This window comes from Agriterribacter sp. (assembly GCF_035445465.1).
Lineage (GTDB): Bacteria > Bacteroidota > Bacteroidia > Chitinophagales > Chitinophagaceae > Agriterribacter.
Genome location: NZ_DAOMQT010000001.1, coordinates 260,387 through 280,657, shown reverse-complemented (window position 1 = coordinate 280,657; position 20,271 = coordinate 260,387). Strand labels below are relative to the sequence as shown.

Annotated in this window: 16 protein-coding genes; 9 read left to right on the top strand and 7 right to left on the bottom strand. The window is 43.9% G+C overall.

Annotated elements, in window-relative coordinates:
* Positions 1–72: 72 nt before the first annotated feature.
* Positions 73–942, bottom strand: a complete 870-nt coding sequence (locus tag PLE34_RS01150) for an energy transducer TonB (protein WP_324553283.1) — start codon at positions 940–942, stop codon at positions 73–75.
* A 197-nt stretch (positions 943–1,139) separates the two neighbouring features.
* On the opposite strand from PLE34_RS01150, the gene PLE34_RS01145 reads away from it, so the two are divergent.
* Positions 1,140–2,051: a COG4315 family predicted lipoprotein gene (locus PLE34_RS01145; RefSeq protein WP_324553280.1), complete on the top strand. Its 912-nt coding sequence runs from the start codon at positions 1,140–1,142 to the stop codon at positions 2,049–2,051.
* An 85-nt stretch (positions 2,052–2,136) separates the two neighbouring features.
* Here PLE34_RS01145 and PLE34_RS01140 read toward each other — a convergent pair whose 3' ends face one another.
* The 3 genes from PLE34_RS01140 to rpsT form a co-directional block, all read right to left on the bottom strand.
* Positions 2,137–3,219: a family 10 glycosylhydrolase gene (locus PLE34_RS01140; protein WP_324553277.1), complete on the bottom strand. Its 1,083-nt coding sequence runs from the start codon at positions 3,217–3,219 to the stop codon at positions 2,137–2,139.
* Positions 3,220–3,224: 5 nt separating this feature from the next.
* Positions 3,225–4,334 (bottom strand): carbohydrate-binding family 9-like protein, encoded by a 1,110-nt coding sequence (locus PLE34_RS01135; RefSeq protein ID WP_324553274.1) that lies wholly within the window; start codon positions 4,332–4,334, stop codon positions 3,225–3,227.
* 110 nt (positions 4,335–4,444) lie between these two features.
* Entirely contained in the window at positions 4,445–4,699 is a 255-nt protein-coding gene (rpsT, locus tag PLE34_RS01130; RefSeq protein WP_324553271.1) for a 30S ribosomal protein S20, read from the bottom strand.
* Positions 4,700–4,958: 259 nt separating this feature from the next.
* Between rpsT and PLE34_RS01125 the strand changes: the two genes are divergently transcribed.
* The 4 genes from PLE34_RS01125 to PLE34_RS01110 are packed head-to-tail and all read left to right on the top strand — an operon-like array spanning position 4,959 to position 11,522.
* Positions 4,959–7,757 (top strand): 2-oxoglutarate dehydrogenase E1 component, encoded by a 2,799-nt coding sequence (locus tag PLE34_RS01125; RefSeq protein ID WP_324553268.1) that lies wholly within the window; start codon positions 4,959–4,961, stop codon positions 7,755–7,757.
* Between the two features lie 38 nt (positions 7,758–7,795).
* Positions 7,796–9,358: a 2-oxoglutarate dehydrogenase complex dihydrolipoyllysine-residue succinyltransferase gene (gene odhB, locus PLE34_RS01120; protein ID WP_324553265.1), complete on the top strand. Its 1,563-nt coding sequence runs from the start codon at positions 7,796–7,798 to the stop codon at positions 9,356–9,358.
* Between the two features lie 22 nt (positions 9,359–9,380).
* Positions 9,381–10,238: a hypothetical protein gene (locus tag PLE34_RS01115; protein ID WP_324553263.1), complete on the top strand. Its 858-nt coding sequence runs from the start codon at positions 9,381–9,383 to the stop codon at positions 10,236–10,238.
* Positions 10,239–10,274: 36 nt separating this feature from the next.
* Positions 10,275–11,522 (top strand): RsmB/NOP family class I SAM-dependent RNA methyltransferase, encoded by a 1,248-nt coding sequence (locus tag PLE34_RS01110; RefSeq protein ID WP_324553259.1) that lies wholly within the window; start codon positions 10,275–10,277, stop codon positions 11,520–11,522.
* A 183-nt stretch (positions 11,523–11,705) separates the two neighbouring features.
* On the opposite strand, the gene PLE34_RS01105 is transcribed toward PLE34_RS01110, so the two are convergent.
* The 3 genes from PLE34_RS01105 to mnmA form a co-directional block, all read right to left on the bottom strand.
* Positions 11,706–13,391, bottom strand: coding sequence for a S8 family serine peptidase (locus PLE34_RS01105; RefSeq protein ID WP_324553257.1), 1,686 nt, complete (start codon positions 13,389–13,391; stop codon positions 11,706–11,708).
* Between the two features lie 19 nt (positions 13,392–13,410).
* Positions 13,411–14,271, bottom strand: coding sequence for a hypothetical protein (locus tag PLE34_RS01100; protein ID WP_324553255.1), 861 nt, complete (start codon positions 14,269–14,271; stop codon positions 13,411–13,413).
* Between the two features lie 339 nt (positions 14,272–14,610).
* Positions 14,611–15,708: a tRNA 2-thiouridine(34) synthase MnmA gene (gene mnmA / locus PLE34_RS01095; protein ID WP_324553253.1), complete on the bottom strand. Its 1,098-nt coding sequence runs from the start codon at positions 15,706–15,708 to the stop codon at positions 14,611–14,613.
* 257 nt (positions 15,709–15,965) lie between these two features.
* On the opposite strand from mnmA, the gene PLE34_RS01090 reads away from it, so the two are divergent.
* The 4 genes from PLE34_RS01090 to PLE34_RS01075 all read left to right on the top strand — a co-directional run bounded on the left by PLE34_RS01090 (position 15,966) and on the right by PLE34_RS01075 (position 20,138).
* Entirely contained in the window at positions 15,966–17,198 is a 1,233-nt protein-coding gene (locus PLE34_RS01090) for an alkaline phosphatase family protein (RefSeq protein ID WP_324553251.1), read from the top strand.
* A gap of 238 nt (positions 17,199–17,436) precedes the next feature.
* Positions 17,437–18,252: a 5'-nucleotidase, lipoprotein e(P4) family gene (locus tag PLE34_RS01085; RefSeq protein WP_324553249.1), complete on the top strand. Its 816-nt coding sequence runs from the start codon at positions 17,437–17,439 to the stop codon at positions 18,250–18,252.
* A 127-nt stretch (positions 18,253–18,379) separates the two neighbouring features.
* Positions 18,380–18,943 (top strand): RNA polymerase sigma-70 factor, encoded by a 564-nt coding sequence (locus PLE34_RS01080; RefSeq protein ID WP_324553247.1) that lies wholly within the window; start codon positions 18,380–18,382, stop codon positions 18,941–18,943.
* Positions 18,944–19,022: 79 nt separating this feature from the next.
* Positions 19,023–20,138, top strand: coding sequence for a FecR family protein (locus tag PLE34_RS01075; RefSeq protein WP_324553245.1), 1,116 nt, complete (start codon positions 19,023–19,025; stop codon positions 20,136–20,138).
* Positions 20,139–20,271: the final 133 nt, after the last annotated feature.

Genomic DNA, 20,271 nt, shown 5'->3' with positions numbered 1-20,271 from the left:
CAACCAGCCGTTTGAAAAAAGAATTATTCTATTTTTACCGGACAGCAATGATTTTAAATCTCAAATCATTTCCTAATCCGGTAAATAAAAAGGAACGGTATAGCTGTAGAGATAGTCTATATTGCGGTTATGCGAAACAGCGGGCTCCCATTCCTTAACCGACTTTAGCAGCCTCACCACTTCCTCCTGCAATAATGTATTGGCTTCGTTGGTAAAATTAATATTGGTAAGCTTTCCTTCCCGGGTAATAAGAAATTCAAAAGCCACCTCTCCTTCAATACTTTTCTTTAAAGCATCTTTAGGGTATAGTAAATTTTCTATGATGAATGCTTCAAAGTCGTAGGCGTTTTGGGGGCAGGGCTTTTTTTCTATCCTGCAATTACTCCCGGTAACATTACCTGTAGTATCGTAGCAGGTAAGATCCTGTAATTTGTTATGGCTGTATACCTCTATGGTTGCCGGTTTGCCATTAGGATGATACCAGCGCCATTCACCATCAGGCTCGCTGTTAATGTACACGCCTTCGGATTCAGGATTGCCGTTTGCATACCATGTTTTCCATACGCCTGTGCGGAACTGTTGTTGTATAATACCCGAGTCGCTCATTTGCCCGTTTATATGCCAGCTCATAAAAACACTGTCTGCCGTATTATTATTAAAATACGTTAGCGCCCTGCGGTTTCCGTTTGAATAGTAAATGCTGTATAAACCTTGTTTGATCTTTAATTTTTTGTCTGCAAAAAAGCCATGCATCAGCACATTGCCGTTGCTGTACATCGCAAATGCTTCCCAGCCATGCTCATGTGCTGTCATTTTCCCAGGGTACACACTTTGCTTTTTGCCGGTAAGGGCAAGTTGTTCATCAAAATAGCATGCTATGGTATCCTGGGCATGACCATAGTAAAACGATAAAATCAGCAATGAAAGCAGGCAAATCTTCATGTTGTAAAAATATGTAAAATGAGAAGATAAAATGCGAAGGAAAAAGAACCGGTGAAACATAGACGGGTTAACCCGGCGGTATTTTATTTTCTTCAGCAGGCAACCTTTAATCCTTTAACTACGAAGTGTATACTATTCAGCGCTACTCCTTATTGGAACGATAAGCCATCCTTTCATTTTTAAAACCTGATTTGTATATGTTGTACACAAAACGGGCTTCTAACCTTTTTGTTATGAAGCGGGTGCGCAATGCCGGCATGATTTTGATTGCATGTACGCTATTATCTGTTTCCTGCAGTAAGGATAATGAACCTGCGCCGCCCGCAGAAAAAAAGCCAACCATCCAGCTTGCTTCCAGCGCTGCTTTAGGCAGCTATCTTGCGGATACTTTAGGCTATACCCTCTATTATTTTTCTAATGATTTTGACGGGCAATCGCATTGTGCAGGCGGTTGCGCTGCGCTTTGGCCGATGTATTATGCCGGCGACAATCTTACACAGGCCAGCCTGGGAACGGGACTTGATATTGCAGATTTTTCCAGTATCACCACTCCTTCGGGAAAACAAACCACGTATAAAAGCTGGCCCTTATACTATTACGCTCCGGTAGAAGGCGGTTATAATGAACGTGAGGCGGTGGGTGAAACAAAAGGAGAAGCCTTTAACAATATATGGTTTGTAGCCAAGCCCGATTATAGCATTATGCTGGTAAACGCGCAACTCACAGGCCATGACGGTAAAACATACAAAAGCGATTATACGGAAGGCACCGGCAATACCCTCTATTTTTCCGATCCGCACGGCGTTACATTATATGGATTTTCCATAGATAGTTTTAATGTAAATAAATTTACCCGGGCCGACTTTTCCAATAACGCGGTGTGGCCTGTTTACGAAACAGACCAGGTGGTTGTTCCTTCTATACTGGATAAAACATTGTTTACGGCGATAGATGTATTTGGTAGGAATCAGCTTACCTATAAGGGCTGGCCGCTTTATTATTTTGGCGCCGATGATATGCAGCGGGGATCTAATAAAGGCGTTAGCTTTCCCGCGCCCGGCGTTTGGCCCGTAATGGTAAAAGATGCCCCGGAAGCTCCCCAGCCATAATGCCTGTAAAGCCGCACGCACAAGGGTTATCGTCCTTTAGAAAAGAAGTGAGTATAATAAGGCCGGATAACTCTTGTTGTATATATTATGCCGGGATGCTTTTAAGCAGCGCCAGTACTTTTTCATCCACCCTTCCAAAAAAGGAAATACCGTCAGCGCCATTGGCTAATGCATGCTGAATGCCCTGCTTTAGTTCTTCTTCATTTTCAAAGTCGGGCAGGAATAACCCGGCATACAGCGGAAAGCGGCCGTGAAGCCCGCTAACCCCTTCTGCTACGGCATCGCCGATCCAGCTCACTTTTTCCCTGTAAAAGCCATGGTATATCATGGGGCAAATGCCATCCAAGTTCCAGTTCAGCCAATCCTGCCGCACAATACGTTTGGCAACTTCCGGTGTGGGGAAAACCGCTGCGGTAATCTTTTTTTTATGGGTATGGGCAACGGCAGATAACCGGTTAACCACAGCCGTTATATTATCGTACCTGAATTTTCGCCACGAAAGACTTTGGTCAGGATATTGTATATCCAGCGGATCCATGCCATGCAATGCACTGAAATTATTCCGGCATACATTGCAATAACAAAAGTCGTATTCCGGTAACTCCCTGTTTTGTTCAATGCCGTATTTGCTCCACAGGTTAACGGGCAGTATCACATCGCAATAGCGGATATAATCCAAATGAATGCCATCCACATAGTCTTTTGCCAGCGTGTTGTTTACCTGCTCTTCTATGTAGGTTCTCACTTCTTCCCTCGACGGGCAAAGCCAGCGGTAATAATTTACGTAGGGAGGTTTATCAGCGCAGGAATCTCCATTCCTGTTTTTGGCATACCATTCCGGGTGGGCCTGCAACAATTCTTTTTCTCCCCTGTTCATGATCCACATCCACCGGTGTGCTTCTAATTTTTTACTTTTAGCGGTGCGGTAATGTTTTTCGCTGTCTGCTTCAAAAAAAATGCCCCTTATGCCCGCGTCATAGTATGCGGCATATTGTTGCTGGAGGTCTTCTTCCCTGTCTGCCGGGTTGGGGTTGATCCATACCCAGTGTTTGCGTTTTACTTTGCGCCTGCCTGCTGCCTGTGTTCCGGCGGCATAAGGCTGTATGGGCAGCGACAGGGTGGCTGCACCTGCAACCAGCGCTGACTTGATGAATTTTCGTTTATTCATGATCGTTATCTTATGTGCGTGAGCCTGCCGTTTTGATCAATTTGCCAGCCCTCCCTGCCGGCATCGCAGGTAACGGTGGCGGTAAATTGCTTTTCCACCGCCGTTAATTGCAAGGTACATTCATTTCCGGGTTTAACGGTAATTACGGAGGGCAACTGAAGCTGTGAAAGGTTGTCTGCATACTTACCATGGCTTTGCCTGTATTGCTTTTGCTTGTAGTAGATTAGCCAGAGATATTTTTTAGCATCTTCCGATGGGGGTAAACCATATGCTTCTTTTTCTTTTTTAGCATCTTCTGCGGCAAACCACAGATAGCCCCATCGTTCGGGATAATGCATATTAATTACACCCTGCGGCGACCACACCCAATTGTGCTCCGGAAAGGGCTTGCCTGTAGCAGGGTTTATTTTTTTCTTATATTTTCCATCAACGATCTCGGTATCCCATTGCACTCTTGAAAAATTGATGCGCCACCGGTCGCCTGCTTTCACTTCAGGAGCGGCATTGTCTTTTTGTAAAGCACCAAAGGGTATAGCCATTTCAACCGTCCATTTTTTGTCTGTATCACCCGGGTTGTTAAGCGTTCCGTTAATATATACTGCAGATTGTAGTCCGCCGGCATTCCAGGCAGTAGATAAATGTCCCCCGTTGCGGTAGGGCCGTGAAAGAAAAAGGTCGAAGATGGTATTGAGGGCATTCACTTCTATTTCAAAATAATCGTGTGTATCATCATCGGGGTCAATAAATATTTCAAAATCATTATCATGGTATATGATCTGGTCGTGCTGCGTAAGGGTTGCCCATATATGTGGCTCTTCCATTTCGGCTGCGATATACAAATGGGTGGTATTCCATAGCATTTTAAAACGGGTAGCGTGGGCGGGACGTGGTTTTGCATCTCCTTCAATATCCAAAAAATAAGCCGACCACGGCGCTTTTCCCCAGGCAGGCTCGTTCATCTTTCCATCAATACGTAAGCTGTCTTTAATTTGATATGCTGTGTAATGAAGGGGTGGGGTAAAAAGATGCGCATAGCCTTTAAATATATCCTGGGCTTTGCTTTGAATAACAATAAAGCAGGATATGAATAAAATAAAGTATAAATTTTTTTTCAAGTCCGTAATTTCCCTGCAAGATACGTTTCCACAGCCCTCAGCGATACGCAAAAAAAATTGCATTCCTTTTACAGAATGCAATTCAACTATATGTTCAAACCAGTTAAGGCTTATGCCATCGCATTTACCCTTTTGGCCAATTTACTTTTAAGATTGGCAGCTTTATTTTTATGTATAATGCCACGTTTAGCCAGCTTATCTATCATGCCTTCTACTGAGGGGATTGCTTCTTTTGCTTCCTTTTTATCGGTGATCACCTTTAGGTCGCGTATAGCATTACGGGTGGTTTTGCCATTGTACCGGTTCCTGTCCCTGCGTTTTGCGGCCTGGCGCATATCCTTTTTCGTAGCTTTATGATTAGCCATTTTTAAAAAATTTTGGACGGCAAAGGTAGGCGGATATACAATCAAATCCAAATTTTATATAGCAAAACGGCAATTTAGCAGCCTGTTTTTGCTCTATTTCCATTTTTTGAAACCATAGAGAATGAAGGAAAATGAGACGGTATTATGTCAAACCTTAAAATTGCAGGATAAGCGTATAACTACCTGCTTTTGATCGTTGTTTAAGCGCTGATATCACCAAAATCACGTAGGTTTGTACCTGTTCTCAAAAGATAGCCTCATGAAGGATTTTTCGTACATAACCAGTTCAGATCCCGCATACATAGAAAATTTATATAATAATTTCGTAAAAGACCCGGAGAGTGTAGATCCGGATTTTAAAAAATTTTTTGAAGGATTCGATTTTGCCATTGCCAATAGTAAGGACGCGGCAAACGGGAACGCCGCTTATGCAGTGGCAGATAAGCTTTCTGCACCTTATACTACAACCGATGGTGTAGACTGGAAAAAGGAATTAGGCGCTTACCGGCTTATTCTCGGCTACCGGAATAAAGGACATCTTATTGCCAACACCAATCCTATACGTAAACGTAAAGACAGGGGCGCTAATCTTAGCCTGGGTTTTTTTGGATTTAGCGAAGAGGATATGGATAAGAGCTTTTTCGCGGGTAATCTTATCGGCCTGGGCACTACTACTTTACGAAAAATATTAGAACATTTGCAGGCCTGCTATGCAGGCCATGTGGGTATAGAATTCAAGTACATCAGCGATCAGAAAAAAGTAGACTGGCTGACCACTGAAATGGAAAGAAACTTTATTCAGCCGTTTTCCCTCAAGCAAAAAGAAAGGATATTAGAGAAGATCAACCAGGCCGTGATGTTTGAGAAATTCCTTCACACGAAATATATAGGGCAAAAAAGATTTTCGTTAGAAGGTGGCGAAACAACTATCCCGGCATTAGATGCCATTATTAATAAGGCCGCTGAATTTGACGTGCAGGAAGTAGTGATAGGAATGGCGCACCGCGGCCGCCTGAACGTTTTGGCGAATATAATGGGTAAAACCTACGAGCAGATCTTTAGCGAGTTTGAAGGAACGGGTAAGGTTGACCAAACCATGGGTAGTGGCGATGTGAAATACCATCTTGGATTTGGGAGTGAAGTAAAAACACCCGGCGGCAGGCCGATGTACCTGAAGCTTATGCCCAATCCCTCACACTTGGAAGCCGTAGACCCCGTGGTGGTGGGGTTTGCAAGGGGAAGAGCTAATATTTTACATGAGGAAGAATATGAAAAAGTATTGCCGATCCTTATTCATGGCGATGCATCTATTGCAGGACAGGGTATCGTATACGAGGTTTTACAGATGTGTAAGCTGGAAGGATATTATACCGGGGGCACTATTCATTTTGTAATTAACAACCAGATAGGATTTACCACCGACTTTGACGATGCACGCAGCTCGGATTATTGTACTTCGCTCGCAGCTATGGTACAGGCGCCTGTATTGCATGTAAATGGCGATGATCCCGAGGCAGTGGTAAAGTGCGCCGAAATAGCGGCCCGTTATCGTAAAGCATTTCAATCGGATGTATTTATAGACATGGTGTGCTATCGTAAGCACGGGCATAATGAAGGCGATGACCCTAAATTTACCCAGCCTACCCTGTATGCCTTAATTGACAAGCATCCCAACCCCAGGGAAGTGTATGTGAAATACCTGCTGGAACACGGGGAGCCGGAAGCGCAGGAGCTGGCGAAGGGTATGGAAAAAAAGTTCTGGGATGATTTGCAGGATCGCCTGGATGAAGTGAAACAAAATCCATTGCCTTATACTTATCAGCAGCCAGACAAGTGGTGGAAGCAGTTAAGGAAAGCTACAGATGAGGATTTTGAACAGTCGCCGGTTACCGCTATCAGTGGTGAAAATTTTACCACCATTTTTAATGCGATGATGAAGTGGCCGGAAAATTTTACCCCGCTTCGCAAAGTGGAAAAGATCATCCATGAAAAAATAAAGCTGTTTGATAATGAGAAAAAATTAGACTGGGCTACAGGTGAGCTGCTGGCTTATGGCAGTATTTTGCTTGATGGTAAAGATGTGCGTATGAGCGGACAGGACATTTGCAGGGGTACCTTCTCACACCGTCATGCCGTTTTGCAGGATGAAAAAACAGATCAGCCTTACAACCGGCTTAGCGCCATACCCGGGGCCAAAGGAAAATACAGGATATTCAATTCTTTTTTAAGTGAATATGGGGTACTGGGGTTTGAGTATGGCTTCGGACTGGCAAACCCTAATGCGCTTGTAGTATGGGAAGCGCAGTTTGGCGATTTTTGTAATGTGGCGCAACCCATGATTGATCAGTTCATTTCATCGGGCGAGGAAAAATGGAACAGGATGAATGGGATAACCATGCTGTTACCCCACGGGTACGAGGGGCAGGGGCCGGAGCATAGTTCCGGCAGGATGGAAAGGTTTTTACAAATGTGCGCTGAATTGAATATGGTGGTTACCAATGTTACAATCGCTTCAAACTTCTTCCATGCATTGCGCAGGCAGGTGGCATGGCCTTTCCGGAAACCATTGATCAATTTTTCGCCTAAAGCCAACCTGCGTCATACAGGCAGTTATTCATCTGTTGAGGAATTTACCAGCGGAAGGTTCAGGGAAGTAATTGATGATCCGTTTACGGACAATGCCGCAGGAGTAAAAAAAGTTATTTTTTGTTCAGGTAAAATATATTTTGACCTTGCCGCAAAACAACAAAAAGACAACAGGAAAGATGTGGCGCTGGTAAGGGTAGAGCAGCTATATCCCCTGCCTTTCAAACAATTATCCGCCCTGTATGGCAGGTATAATAAAGCAATATGGTACTGGGTGCAGGAAGAGCCGCTGAATATGGGCGCCGCTTCTTTCCTGCAAATGAATCTTAATACCGGTTTGCGGCAATTGGGCCTGCCTGAAATGAATTATGGTGTGATCAGCAGGGAAAGCAGTGCCTCTCCCGCCACCGGTTTCAGCAAAATACATGCACAGGAACAGGGAGAAATTATTGAAACGGCATTTTCCATTTAACTTTATACCAAGGATAAATCAGCATAAACTGAAAAAACATGATTGACATCAAGGTTCCGGCAGTAGGAGAATCTATAAGCGAAGTTACTTTATTAAAATGGGTAAAGCCCGATGGCGCGTATGTAGAGAGAGATGAAGTGATTGCGGAGCTGGAAAGTGAAAAGGCTACATTTGAGGTGAATGCTGAAAAAGCGGGGATATTAAAAACCGAGGCCAAAGAGGGCGATACCATTACGATCGGGTCGGTGCTGGCTACAATAGACGAACAGGCTGCTAAACCGGCGGATACAGCAGTTGTTGCTCCTTCAGCAAATGAAAAACCGGAAGAGAAAGGGGCACCTGCAGCTTCAAAACCGGTTGAAGAAGCCAAAGCTGCGGGCAAGGGAAAAATAGAAGTGAAAGTGCCTGTTGTGGGCGAATCTATAAGTGAGGTTACTTTATTGAAGTGGGCGAAAAGCAATGGCGATCTGGTTAGACGTGATGAAGTGATTGCGGAGTTGGAAAGCGAAAAAGCTACTTTTGAGCTCAATGCGGAAGAAGCGGGCCAACTGGCTACATCGGTAAAAGAAGGCGATACCATTAAAATAGGGGATGTTATAGCTGTTATTGATACAGATATTGCCGTACCCGCTGAACAAGCGGCCGCCCCGCAAAAAACTACTGTTGCGGAAGCAAAACCTGCCGCTCAGCCTGCAGCAACGCATGCTTCGGATGTAAAAGCCACCCCCGTGGCGGCTGCTATTATAGCCGATAAAAAAATTGATCCTGCAACCATAACCGCCAGCGGAACTGCCGGCAGAATCGTAAAAGGCGATGTGCTGGCCGCTTTGGCCAATCCGGGCAAAAAAGCTTTCGATGGTCAGGAGCTGTTTACCCGTAACGTACGCACGCAAAAAATGACCAACCTGCGTAAAACGATCAGCAGGCGGCTGGTGGAATCAAAGAACACGACTGCTATGCTTACCACTTTTAATGAAGTGGATATGACCCGCATTATGGAGGCCAGGAAAGCATATAAGGATAAATTTAAGGAAACGCATGGGGTAGGTTTGGGCTTTATGAGCTTTTTTGCGAAGGCATGTGCTATCGCATTGTCTGAATGGCCGGCCGTAAACGCCAATTTAGACGGTGATGAGCTGGTATACCATGATTACGCGGATATCAGCATTGCTGTGAGCACGCCGCGCGGACTAACCGTTCCGGTTATACGAAATGTTGAAAGCCTGAGTATGGCCGATATAGAAAAAAAAGTGATAGAGCTGGCTAATAAGGCCCGCGACAATAAGTTAAGCATGGAAGAGCTGCAGGGCGGAACCTTTACCATTACCAACGGGGGTGTATTTGGTTCATTAATGAGCACTCCTATTATCAATTTGCCGCAGGCGGCCATACTGGGTATGCATAAAATACAGGAGCGCGCCATGGTTATAAACGGGCAGGTGGTTATAAAGCCCATGATGTATGTTGCACTGAGCTACGACCATCGCATTATTGACGGGAGAGAGTCGGTGAGCTTCCTGGTACGTGTAAAAGAACTGCTGGAGAGTCCGGAATTGCTGCTATTAGGCAAAGATCCCGTAAAAACATTGCTGGAATTATAAAACTGTAAACCTGCTTCCTTATATGAACCCTAAATCACTACTGGTACTGCTGACCGGCATCCTTTTCTTTATTTCCTGCAGCAAAGAAGCATCTTTTGAAAAAAAGAGGGCCGACACTGACAACAAAGGCCCGCTGCTGGTAAAAGTAACGATGCAGCCTGCTGATGCTATGTATACCGGTGTAATTACGCTGACGTACGACAATAATAAAAAGCTGGCCAATATAAAAAGCAAGCTCGAAGGGGAAGTGGACGAACCTTATATAGAGCAGGAAATTGTTTACTCTCGAAACAGTAAAGGCGTTATAGAACGTTTGGTTCAAATTGAGGATATTTATGATAAGGACGGCAACCTCCTGCTGAAGGAAACTGCAACGCTGAACCTGCATTTTACCGGAAGCGGACAATACACGCATGGTATCCGAACTTTTTCAAACAGTGCCGGGGTAAGAGACAGTATTATTTACACATATAACAACAAAGAACGCATAGCACAGGTTAAAGTGCTCAGGAAAGCGTCCAATAGCAATGTGTACGCCGATGAGCAGGTTACCGGCTACACCTATGATGCAAAGGAAAATATTTCGCTGATGACGATCCAGTTTGCCGATTATGGTGTGCTGAACCCGCCTCAGGCTATCAGTTTTCAATACAATGATAAACTTTCACCTATGAACTTTGGTGATGAATCACTTTTAAACGGATTTATCATGGATGGATTTAACTCGCCCCATTGCCTCACGGGTATCAGCGATGTTACGGAGCCGGATAATTCCTGGAATATGAGCTACGAATACAATGATCTGAATAAGCCTGTAAAGGGTGTGTACCATAATCCCGTAACGCAGGAAAAGATGAATTACGCCTATTTTTATCAATAACCTTCTCTTTCGCATTTAATTATTCATTTTTGCAGGGTGAGCAGGTATCATTCTTATGTCAACACTTCCGTTGAAATTGTCAGGCGCTATACCGGCGGTGAGCCACTGGCCGTATTCCTGGGATCTTTTTTTGCAGCCGGTAAAAAATACGGGTCAAAAGACAGGAAGCAGATCAGCCATCTGTGCTATTGTTATTATCGTACGGGAAAAATGTTCCCGGCCAATATTCCCGCGGGCAGCGATACTTTACAGGGGTATATATTAGCAGGGTTATTTTTATGCAGTTCGCAGCCAAATGAAATGCTGCAGCAGTTAAGCCCGGAATGGAATGAAAAGGTGCATCTTTCTATAGAAGAGAAATATGAGATATTACATAAAAACCTTAATGGCACCAGTAGCCCATCATTCACCATTCACCCTTCACCATTCACCCCTCATTACTCACCGCTCCCTGTTTTTCCCTGGAAAGCAGCGTTGAGTGAAGGAATAGATCATTCCCTCTTTTGCCATTCTTTTTTTATGCAACCCGATCTGTTTATCCGTATCCGTGCCGGTTATAAGACAGCAGTACAGCAAAAATTAGATGCTGCTAATATACCGTACCGGTTCATGAATGAATATTGCATTGCGCTTCAAAACAATACCAAATTAGATGCGGTAATTGAAACCGGTAAAGAAGCCGTGATACAGGATTACAGCTCGCAGCAGGTAGCTGAATTCCTGAAGCCGTTGCGGGGAGATAAAAGGCTGAAGGTGTGGGACTGCTGTGCGGCCAGCGGCGGAAAATCCATACTGGCAATGGATGTACTGAAAAACATAGAGCTTACGGTATCGGATATACGAAAATCCATGCTTGTCAACCTGGAAAAGCGTTTTGCCGCTGCCGGTATAAAATCGTACACTGCCAAAGTAATTGATCTCACTATTCACCCTTTATCCTTCACCCTTCACCACTTACTTTTTGATCTTATTATTTGCGATGCCCCCTGCTCCGGCAGCGGCACCTGGGCACGAACGCCTGAGCAACTGTATTTTTGGAAGGAAGAAAATATATTGCATTATACCACGCTTCAAAAAAAGATCCTTACTAATATTGTTCCATTTATAAAACCCGGCGGACACCTGTTGTATATTACCTGTTCGGTTTTTAAAGAGGAAAACGAAGCAATGGTAAATGAAATAAAAGAAAAGTTTAAGCTTCAGTTATTGAAGATGGAAGTGCTGAAAGGATATGATAAAAAGGCCGATACTTTATTTGCTGCACTGTTAACCTTGCCCAAATAAATATCAAATTCGAAGAAGAAAATCCGAAATCCGAAAAAGCGCCAAGAACCAAATCACAAAAAACAAATAAATCTCAAAGGCAAAAATCCGAAGAAGCTGTCAGATCAGCTATGAGCAAAGAAGGAGTATTCATTCTGCTGTTAGTAGGGAAATCCCCTTGCAACCTGAACCCTGTAACCTCCGCTACTTCATCAACCGCACGATGCGCTTGTTTCCTCCATCGGAGTAGCTGAGCCAGTAAATGCCCTGCGGCAGGTGGGCCAGGTTGTTGAATGCTATAAATTGAATCACACCGGTTTGTGTATCCGTTGTTTTTGCAAGTATTTTCTTACCGGCGGTATTGTATAAAGAAAAAGAAGCTTTGCCATTTACTTTTGGTTTAAGCAATAGGGTAAAACTGCTGGTGAAAGGAACAGGGTATGCTTTCAGCCAGTCGTTGTTCAGTATGCGTTCGGCATTTTGCAATTGCCTTTTTCTGTCTAATATTTCGTATGCGATACGCATATTGGGAATGCCATAGCCCACGCGATCGTCCGGGTTGTTGTATTGATCGGCGCTTCTTTGCACGGCATCAAAAATGACAGCATTGGTAAATTCCGGGAATGCCTGCCACAGGCAGGTGATCAAACCTGCCAGGTTGGGATTGGCAACGGAAGTACCGCTGGCGCTTGCTGGATTACCATCTGTGCCGGCAATTACGGTTCCCCATCCCACGGAAGCAACATTGGGCTTTATTCTTCCATCATAAGCAGGTCCGTAACTTGAAAATCCCGCTACCTGTTTGTTGGCATTTACTGCACCAATAGCCAGCACGTGCTCACCATCTGCCGGAGCTATAATATAATGCCAGCTATCGGTGCCCGAATTACCCGCGCTGTTGGTAACGAATATTCCTTTTTTTACCGCCATTTCCGCGCCTCTTGTAATAATGGTGCTGTGCCCGTTCATGTCGGCGTACGTATGGTTTAAAGCGGGGTTGGTAAACGTATTGTATCCCAGCGAAGAGGTAATCAGGTCAACCCCGAGGCTATCGGCCCTTTCCGCCGCAGCCACCCAGTTCTGTTCTTCCACCGGGTATTCCGTAGCCACATCTTCTGTTCTGAATAAATAAAAATTTGCTTTGGGCGCCGTGCCTACCAACAACCCGGGGCGGTTGGCGGCGATGGTAGAAAAACATACCATTCCGTGCGAATGTTCCTCTGTTACGCTGCTTTTATTGGCAACAAAATCCCAGGTGCCCAATACCTGGTTATTCAGCCGTACGCTGTCGAATGCGGGGTTGGTATCGTAATGGTAAAAGCCCGCGTCTAAAATGGCAATGGTCATGCCTTCACCCCGGAAGCCCTTATTATGTAAGAATGCTCCTTCGTGTATATTAACCTGCGCATACATATTACCGTAACTATAGTAATCGTTGCCACCCTGTACAATATGGCTCCTTTTTACCGGAAAAATCATTTCGCTGAATTTATCTTCTTCATCCTTTTCCCTGCCCGAAACCCTTGGTGCAATACCCGAAACAGCGTGTACAAAAGAAAAGCCGTTTATATTTTGTAATGCAGCCGGATCGGTGGTTTGTATTAATACCTGGTTCAGCCATTTGGAAACATTCAGTATACTCACGGTTCCGGCATTATAAATGCTGTCGAGATAAGCCGGGTTAACCGGAAGGTCTGAACTGTCAATGGTAATCTGCTGTCTTGTTCTTCTTTCGACAGACTTGGCCGATAAATAGCCGGCAGGGTTATGAAGTGAATAAGGATTGTTGTTCTTATCTTTTAAAACAATGATATACCTCGAAGATTGTGCAGGAGCATCCTTTAGTACAAATGCCAGGAAAAAAATCAATAAAGGTGCTATTGTTTTCATAGAACAGGATTGATAATCCTTAGTTGTGTTCAATCATCTTTAGTTTAATACCATAGCCATCGTAGGAATAACGGCTGGCAATAGTATCGCATTTCATATAGCCATCAAGCGTTTCGGCAAGTAAATCGCAATCTACGTCATACGGGCAGGGTGTATCTGGTTGCCCTTCAACAATTACACGGCAATTGCCGAGGGTATTGTTTTTTTGATAGAGCCAGTAAAAAAAATCTTTATAAATGAGGCCAATGTTTTTTCCATATACTTCCACGCTGTAGTTTTTTGAAGCCACATTGTTGGGAAACAGTTCCGGGTCGCCTGTAATTTCATCCGATTGTAATACGGTTACAGTATGCTCCACAGTTTTGTTGCCAATAAGATAAGGCTGCCCTACATTAATGTAATTATATTCCCACGATTTCAGGTAATCCAGGTCGCCATCAGCATTTATATAGCTATTGCCCTGCCAGAAATAGTTCTCCCTCACGGGAGATTTTAATTTTATAAAACGAAGATTGTTCTCAACGTATTCAATAGAATTAGGTAGTGGCGTTACCATAAATGTAGCAATATCTGTCCATGGCTTTAGCCCTGCAGAATCCCTGATCATTCTGCGAATGCGAAAAGCGGGGCGTTCCAGGTTATCCGTTATTTCGGCATCCACTATATCTTTTACCTGGTAGCTATGGATTTCTTTAGTGGTTTCGAAGTTGGTAAATATGGTAGAGTCTAATTGGTATACAATATATTTTCCTACCTGGATGGGATAGTAATCTATAACGGGCACTACGGTAAAAGCATCCGTTTCCCTTTTGCAAAACTGCAGGCTTAAAAAAAGAGGTATCGCCAGAACAAGAAAAAAATATTTATGGCTTTTGTGCATACACAAAGATTAGAAAAAAGCTTTATTACAGGCAATCCAAACAGGCATAAGGTTGCTTATACCCGTTAAAATTAAAAATCGGAAAGTTTCTTTCCGATTGCTAACGTTTTGACTATCTTTTTATTGCAGGGTGGCTATCAGCGGCCATCAGCAAAAAGCAAGCACAGGAGCTATCAGATAGAACTACCAACGATGGGTCGGGGGCTTTCACTTTTCACCATTCACTTTTTACCTCTTACATGTGCAATCAGCTATCCGTGAGCCAAAAACGACTAATGATGGGCCTGGCACTTCTTACCACTCACCACTTACTACTTACCACTTACTACTTACCACTCCCTACTCACCCCTCATGATCACTCCCCCGCCAATCACATCATCGCCTTCGTAAAATACGGCGCTTTGTCCCGGGGCAATACCTTTTACATGATCATAAAAGCTAACCTGTATACCTTTTTCATGGTTATACAGCGCAGCAAGCGCGCCCTGGTCTTTATACCGGATTTTGGTTACGGCTTCCATCCCGTCGGTTATGCCGTTGTATTTTAACCAGTTGAGCTTGCCCACCAGCATTTCCTGCCGGTTCAGGTTGTTTTCATCACCCAAAACAACGGTATTGGTTTCCGGTATAATTTGCGTAACATAGGCGGGCCTGCCCAATGCTATATCCAGTCCTTTGCGCTGTCCAATGGTATAAAAGGGGTATCCTTTATGCTGCCCTATGATTTTCCCGGTTGCATCTACAAAGTTGCCCCCGTTTACCCTTTCCTCCAGCCCGTTTACTCTTCTTTTCAGGAAGCCGCGGTAATCGTTATCCGGCACAAAGCAAATTTCATAGCTTTCGCTTTTTTTAGCCAGTTCGGGATAGCCGTAGTCCAGCGCCATTTGCCTGATCTCCGTTTTACGGTATTTGCCCAGCGGCAGCATGGTACGGCTCAACAGATCCTGCTGCAGGCCCCACAGCACATAGCTCTGGTCTTTGGTTTCATCTGCGCCTTTGCTGATATAGTACCGCCCGTTGGAGTGCTGATGAATATTACCATAATGACCTGTAGCAATAAATTCACAATCCAGGGCATCGGCCCTCTTTAAAAGGGCTCTCCATTTAATATGGGTATTACACATTACGCAGGGGTTGGGCGTGCGTCCGGCAAGGTATTCTTCCACGAAGTTTTCTATTACCGCATCGCCGAATTCGCTGCGGATATCGAGTATAAAATGCGGGAATCCATGTTCCACTGCTGCCATGCGGGCATCGTTAAAGCTATCCACATTGCAGCAGCCGGTTTCTTTTTTGCTGCTGCCTGCACTGGCATAATCCCATGTTTTCATGGTAATGCCCACAACTTCGTATCCTTCGTCGTGGAGCATAAGCGCTGTAACCGTACTGTCTATACCGCCGCTCATTGCCACCAGAACTTTTCCTTTACGGCTCATAATAATTATAAATTAGCCTGCAAAAATACGGAAAAAGCGGCATAGCCGCCTTCGCGGGCTTTTGTTTGCTTTTGTTCCTGATTCTAATGCGTATATTGTATTTTCCGCTGGAAAGAGGCATGGTATAGAATGACGCAAACGATTGATATGCTTCAAGTACATGCTGATAATAAACTGGTAATGCTAAACATGTATAATTTACAGGGCCTTTTATTTACTTAGCGGAAATATTTTAAATGAACCATTAAGTTTGTTATATGAAACATTACGCGACATTTATATTATTGATGAGCCTTTGCCTGGGCAGCTTTGCCCAAAACAGCAAAAAAGCCATTTTCGTTATCGTTGACGGCATATCCGCCGATGTAATTGAAAAATTGAACACACCCGCTTTGGATGCCATTGCCAAAGAAGGCGGTTATACGAGGGCGCATGTGGGCGGTGAAAAGGGCGGTTATTCGGAAACCCCTACCATTTCGGCAGTTGGTTATAATAGTTTGCTCACCAGCACCTGGGTAAACAAGCACAATGTGTGGGATAACGATATTGCCGCTCCTAATTATAATTACTGGACCATCTTCCGTTTTTTTGAAACACAATATCCCCAAAAGAAAACAGCTATATTTTCCAGTTGGGAAGATAACCGTACCAAATTGGTGGGAGAAGGGCTGCCTGCTACCGGGAATATAAAACTAGATTATCATTTCGACGGGCTGGAACTGGATACCGTAAATTATCCTCACGATAAGGGCAGGGATTTTATGCATCGTATAGACGAATCCGTTGTGAATAACGCAGTGGAGCATATTAAAAAAGAAGCGCCTGATCTTTCCTGGGTATACTTGGAGTATACAGATGATATGGGACATATGTATGGTGACAGTGAACAGTTTTATAAAGCGGTGGCAATGATGGATGACCAGATAGGAAGACTGTGGCAGGCTATCCAATACCGCAAACAAAATTTTAAAGAAGACTGGGTGATCTACATTACAACAGATCATGGGCGCGATGCACAGTCCGGGAAAAATCATGGGGGTCAGTCGGACAGGGAAAGAAGCACCTGGATTGTAACGAATGCCAAAGGATTGAATCATTATTTTAAAACGGGCAACCCGGGTGTGGTAGATATCATGCCTTCCATTGCTGCATTTTTAAACATCTCCATACCCCGCGAACAGTTAATGGAAATTGACGGCGTGGCTTTAACCGGAAAATTGTATGCCACCACCGCTGATATGTCGCTGCTGAACAATAAGCTGCGCATTACATGGAAGGCGCTTGAAAAGAAAGGAAACGCGAAGATCTGGCTGAGCACAACCAATCATTTTAAGGAAGGAGGAAAAGATGAATATACCTTACAGGCTACGGTGCCTTTGGCAAAGCAGGAAGCGGTAATAGATGTAAGCAAACTGCCTTCCTCTTTTTACAAAGTAGTGATTGAAACACCGGGTAATATGCTGAACAGGTGGGTAGCAGAGCGGAAGTGAGCGGTCGGTACGCGACGTAAAGAGCGTCAGACCGCATCTGAAAAAGCACCAAAAGACAAATCACAAGAACCAAACAAAATCCAAATTTTAAATCCGAAGGTTCAAATCCGAAACTCGAAGGAGCAATCAGATTTGAGCTATGGGTAGTACAAAAGAAGGGGTATGCATACTATCATTAGTGATAAACTCACCTGATACCTGACTGCTGATAGCCCAATTAACACTTCAAATTTTTACCATGCCGGACATCTCAAAACGAAAATTTATCTTTTTAGTTTTTCTTTTAGCAGCAGGCTCATGTAAAGTGCAGCGTGTGGCTTCTGTTCCTACTAATGCTGCAACACTGGTTACACAGGGCCCGTTATGGGGAGCGGTGTGGCAGCAAAGAGCTTCCGAATATAAAGCGCTGTGCTACCAGGCCTATAATACGGCAAGAATGCAGTTGGATATTTTATTGCAGCAGTCTTACAGCAAGCCCATAGCGTTAGTAACCGACATTGACGAAACCATATTAGACAACAGTCCCTACCAGGTGCATATCGCCTTAAAGAATGAAGAGTACGCGGACGCTTCGTGGATGGAGTGGACAAAAAGAGTGGATTGCGATACCGTACCCGGCGCCTTATCTTTTTTTAAGTATGCTAAAAGCAGGGGCGTGGATGTATTTTATATTACCAACCGCCTGGAAGCTGAGCGGGATGCTACTTTAAAGGATATTCAGCGCTGGGGTTTCCCCGATGCGGTTAACAGCCACCTTACTTTTAAAACCACCACTTCCGGCAAGGAGCCACGCCGGCAAACCGTTGCGGATACACACGAGATCATTATGCTCTTTGGCGATAACCTCAGCGATTTCAGCGCAGTTTTTGATAAGCAGCCTACTGATACCCGCAATGCCGCCACGCGTGATAATGCAGCCCTCTTCGGCACAAAGTTTATTGTACTGCCCAATGCCATGTATGGCGACTGGGAAGGGATGCTATACCAATATAAACACACACTTCCTCCTGCAACGAAAGACAGCATTATTATAAGTGACCTGAAAAAATATTAAAGGTTGCCAACCTCGCTGTTTACGAAATCGTTTGCGTTCGTATGTCTGCTTTATATATAATGTTTAAAGCAAAGATTTCCTGCCTGGGTTGATGCAGGTTGCGTAGAAAACAGTAATTTGTTTCCGCATGCAAGACGAACTGCAATTACAATACTGGGTTGAGCAGGTTGCCTTATTTAATGACCAGGCAGCATACGAAAAAATATTCCTTCATTTCAATGACGGACTATACCATCTTGCCCGTTCCTTTGTAAAAGATGAACAGGTTGCTGAAGAAATTGTTTCCGATACCTTTATTAACCTGTGGCGCAACCGTATGCGGCTGCTTGAAATAGAGAACCTGAAAGTGTACCTCTATGTGTCGGTGAAAAATCTCTCTATTAAATATCTCAGTCGCAATAAACCCCGGGTTGATTTTGATTTGAACAACATATTGTTGCAGCATGTGGCAGGCACAAGTCAGAATCCGGAGGATCTGATGGTTTCAAAAGAAGTGCTTAAATCCATACACGCGGCTATTGAAAACCTGCCGCCTAAATGCAGGCTTATTTTTAAGCTGGTAAGAGAAGACGGGTTAAAGTATAAGGAAATTGCACAAATACTTAATATTTCTGTAAAAACGATTGATGCGCAAATGGCTATTGCCGGAAAACGCATTGTACAGTCGCTCAGCTTTCTCATCCGTAAATAATTTTCTTTTTTTCCCGGTCCTTTTAGGGGATTTTTTTGATTTTAGGTTCTTTTAATCATTCAAAAGAACCTTTACGTGAATGTCGTATAATAAAATCTGGCAACTGGTTGCCCGCAAATTATCCGGTGAGGCATCCCTTGATGAGCTAAAAGAGTTGGAACACCTGTTACAGGAGTATCCTGAAATTGCCTATAAAGTGGATATCTACTGCCAATATTTCGACAATCCTTCCAGCCAGGTTTACCGCACAGACGAAGCAAAAAGAAGGTCGTTAGAACAGTTCCGGTTACAGTTTAACCGCGAATTTAATAATGAATCTGAAGCCGTTCCGTTGCCGCTAACGTATAATAGTGGTGCGGCTATGCACGGTATAAAAAAATGGATGGCGGTTGCTGCGGGTCTGATAACTATAGCGGCAACGGTTTTTTTTATGACCGGAAGGGAAAAGGGAAATGCAGGGATTGCGCAGCATAAGATAAATGAAGTAAATACCATGCCCGGAACGCGATCTAAAACGGTACTCCCCGATGGCACAATAGTATGGTTGAACAGTGATAGCCGGATTAGCTATAATGCTGATTTTGGTAAAAATGAAAGAGAAGTCACCCTTACCGGGGAAGCTTTTTTTGATGTAGCTCATAATGAGTCGGTTCCCATGATTGTGCACGCTAAAACGGTTAGTATTCTTGTAAAAGGTACGGCGTTTAATGTACGCAGTTACCCCGGGAGCGATAAAGTGCAAACTTCCCTGCTGAGGGGTTCCATTGAATTAACGACTAAAGACCGTCCTGAGCAGAAAATACTCCTGAAACCCAATGAAAAAATAACCATTGATGTACAGGAAAATAGGCCTGCTGCGAACAATGATATACCGGCTCCGTCTGCAGGTACGTATAATGGGAATAAGAAAATATATCATATTGATTCACTGAAGCAAAGTACGCTGGCAGATGTAATACCGGAAGTGTCATGGATAGAAAACAGGCTGGTGTTCGATAATGAACCGTTTACAGATGTAATAGACAGAATGGAAAAATGGTACAATGTGGATATCATTCTCACCAACCAGCACCTGGGAGGAAAAAATTTTTCAGGTGTATTTGAAAAAGAAAACATTGCCGAGGCATTATCGGCGCTCCAGATCATTAATTATTTTGATTTCGAAATAATGGGAAGAAACGTTATCATCAAATAAATTAATAACCAAAAAGGATATGCTTATGACATGAACCAATACCCCTCTCCATGAAAAAGAGAGATGCTGTTACATCTCCCTTTATTAGTTAAATCCGGTGCAGGTTTTCTTAACGCGATCACCTGTACCTATT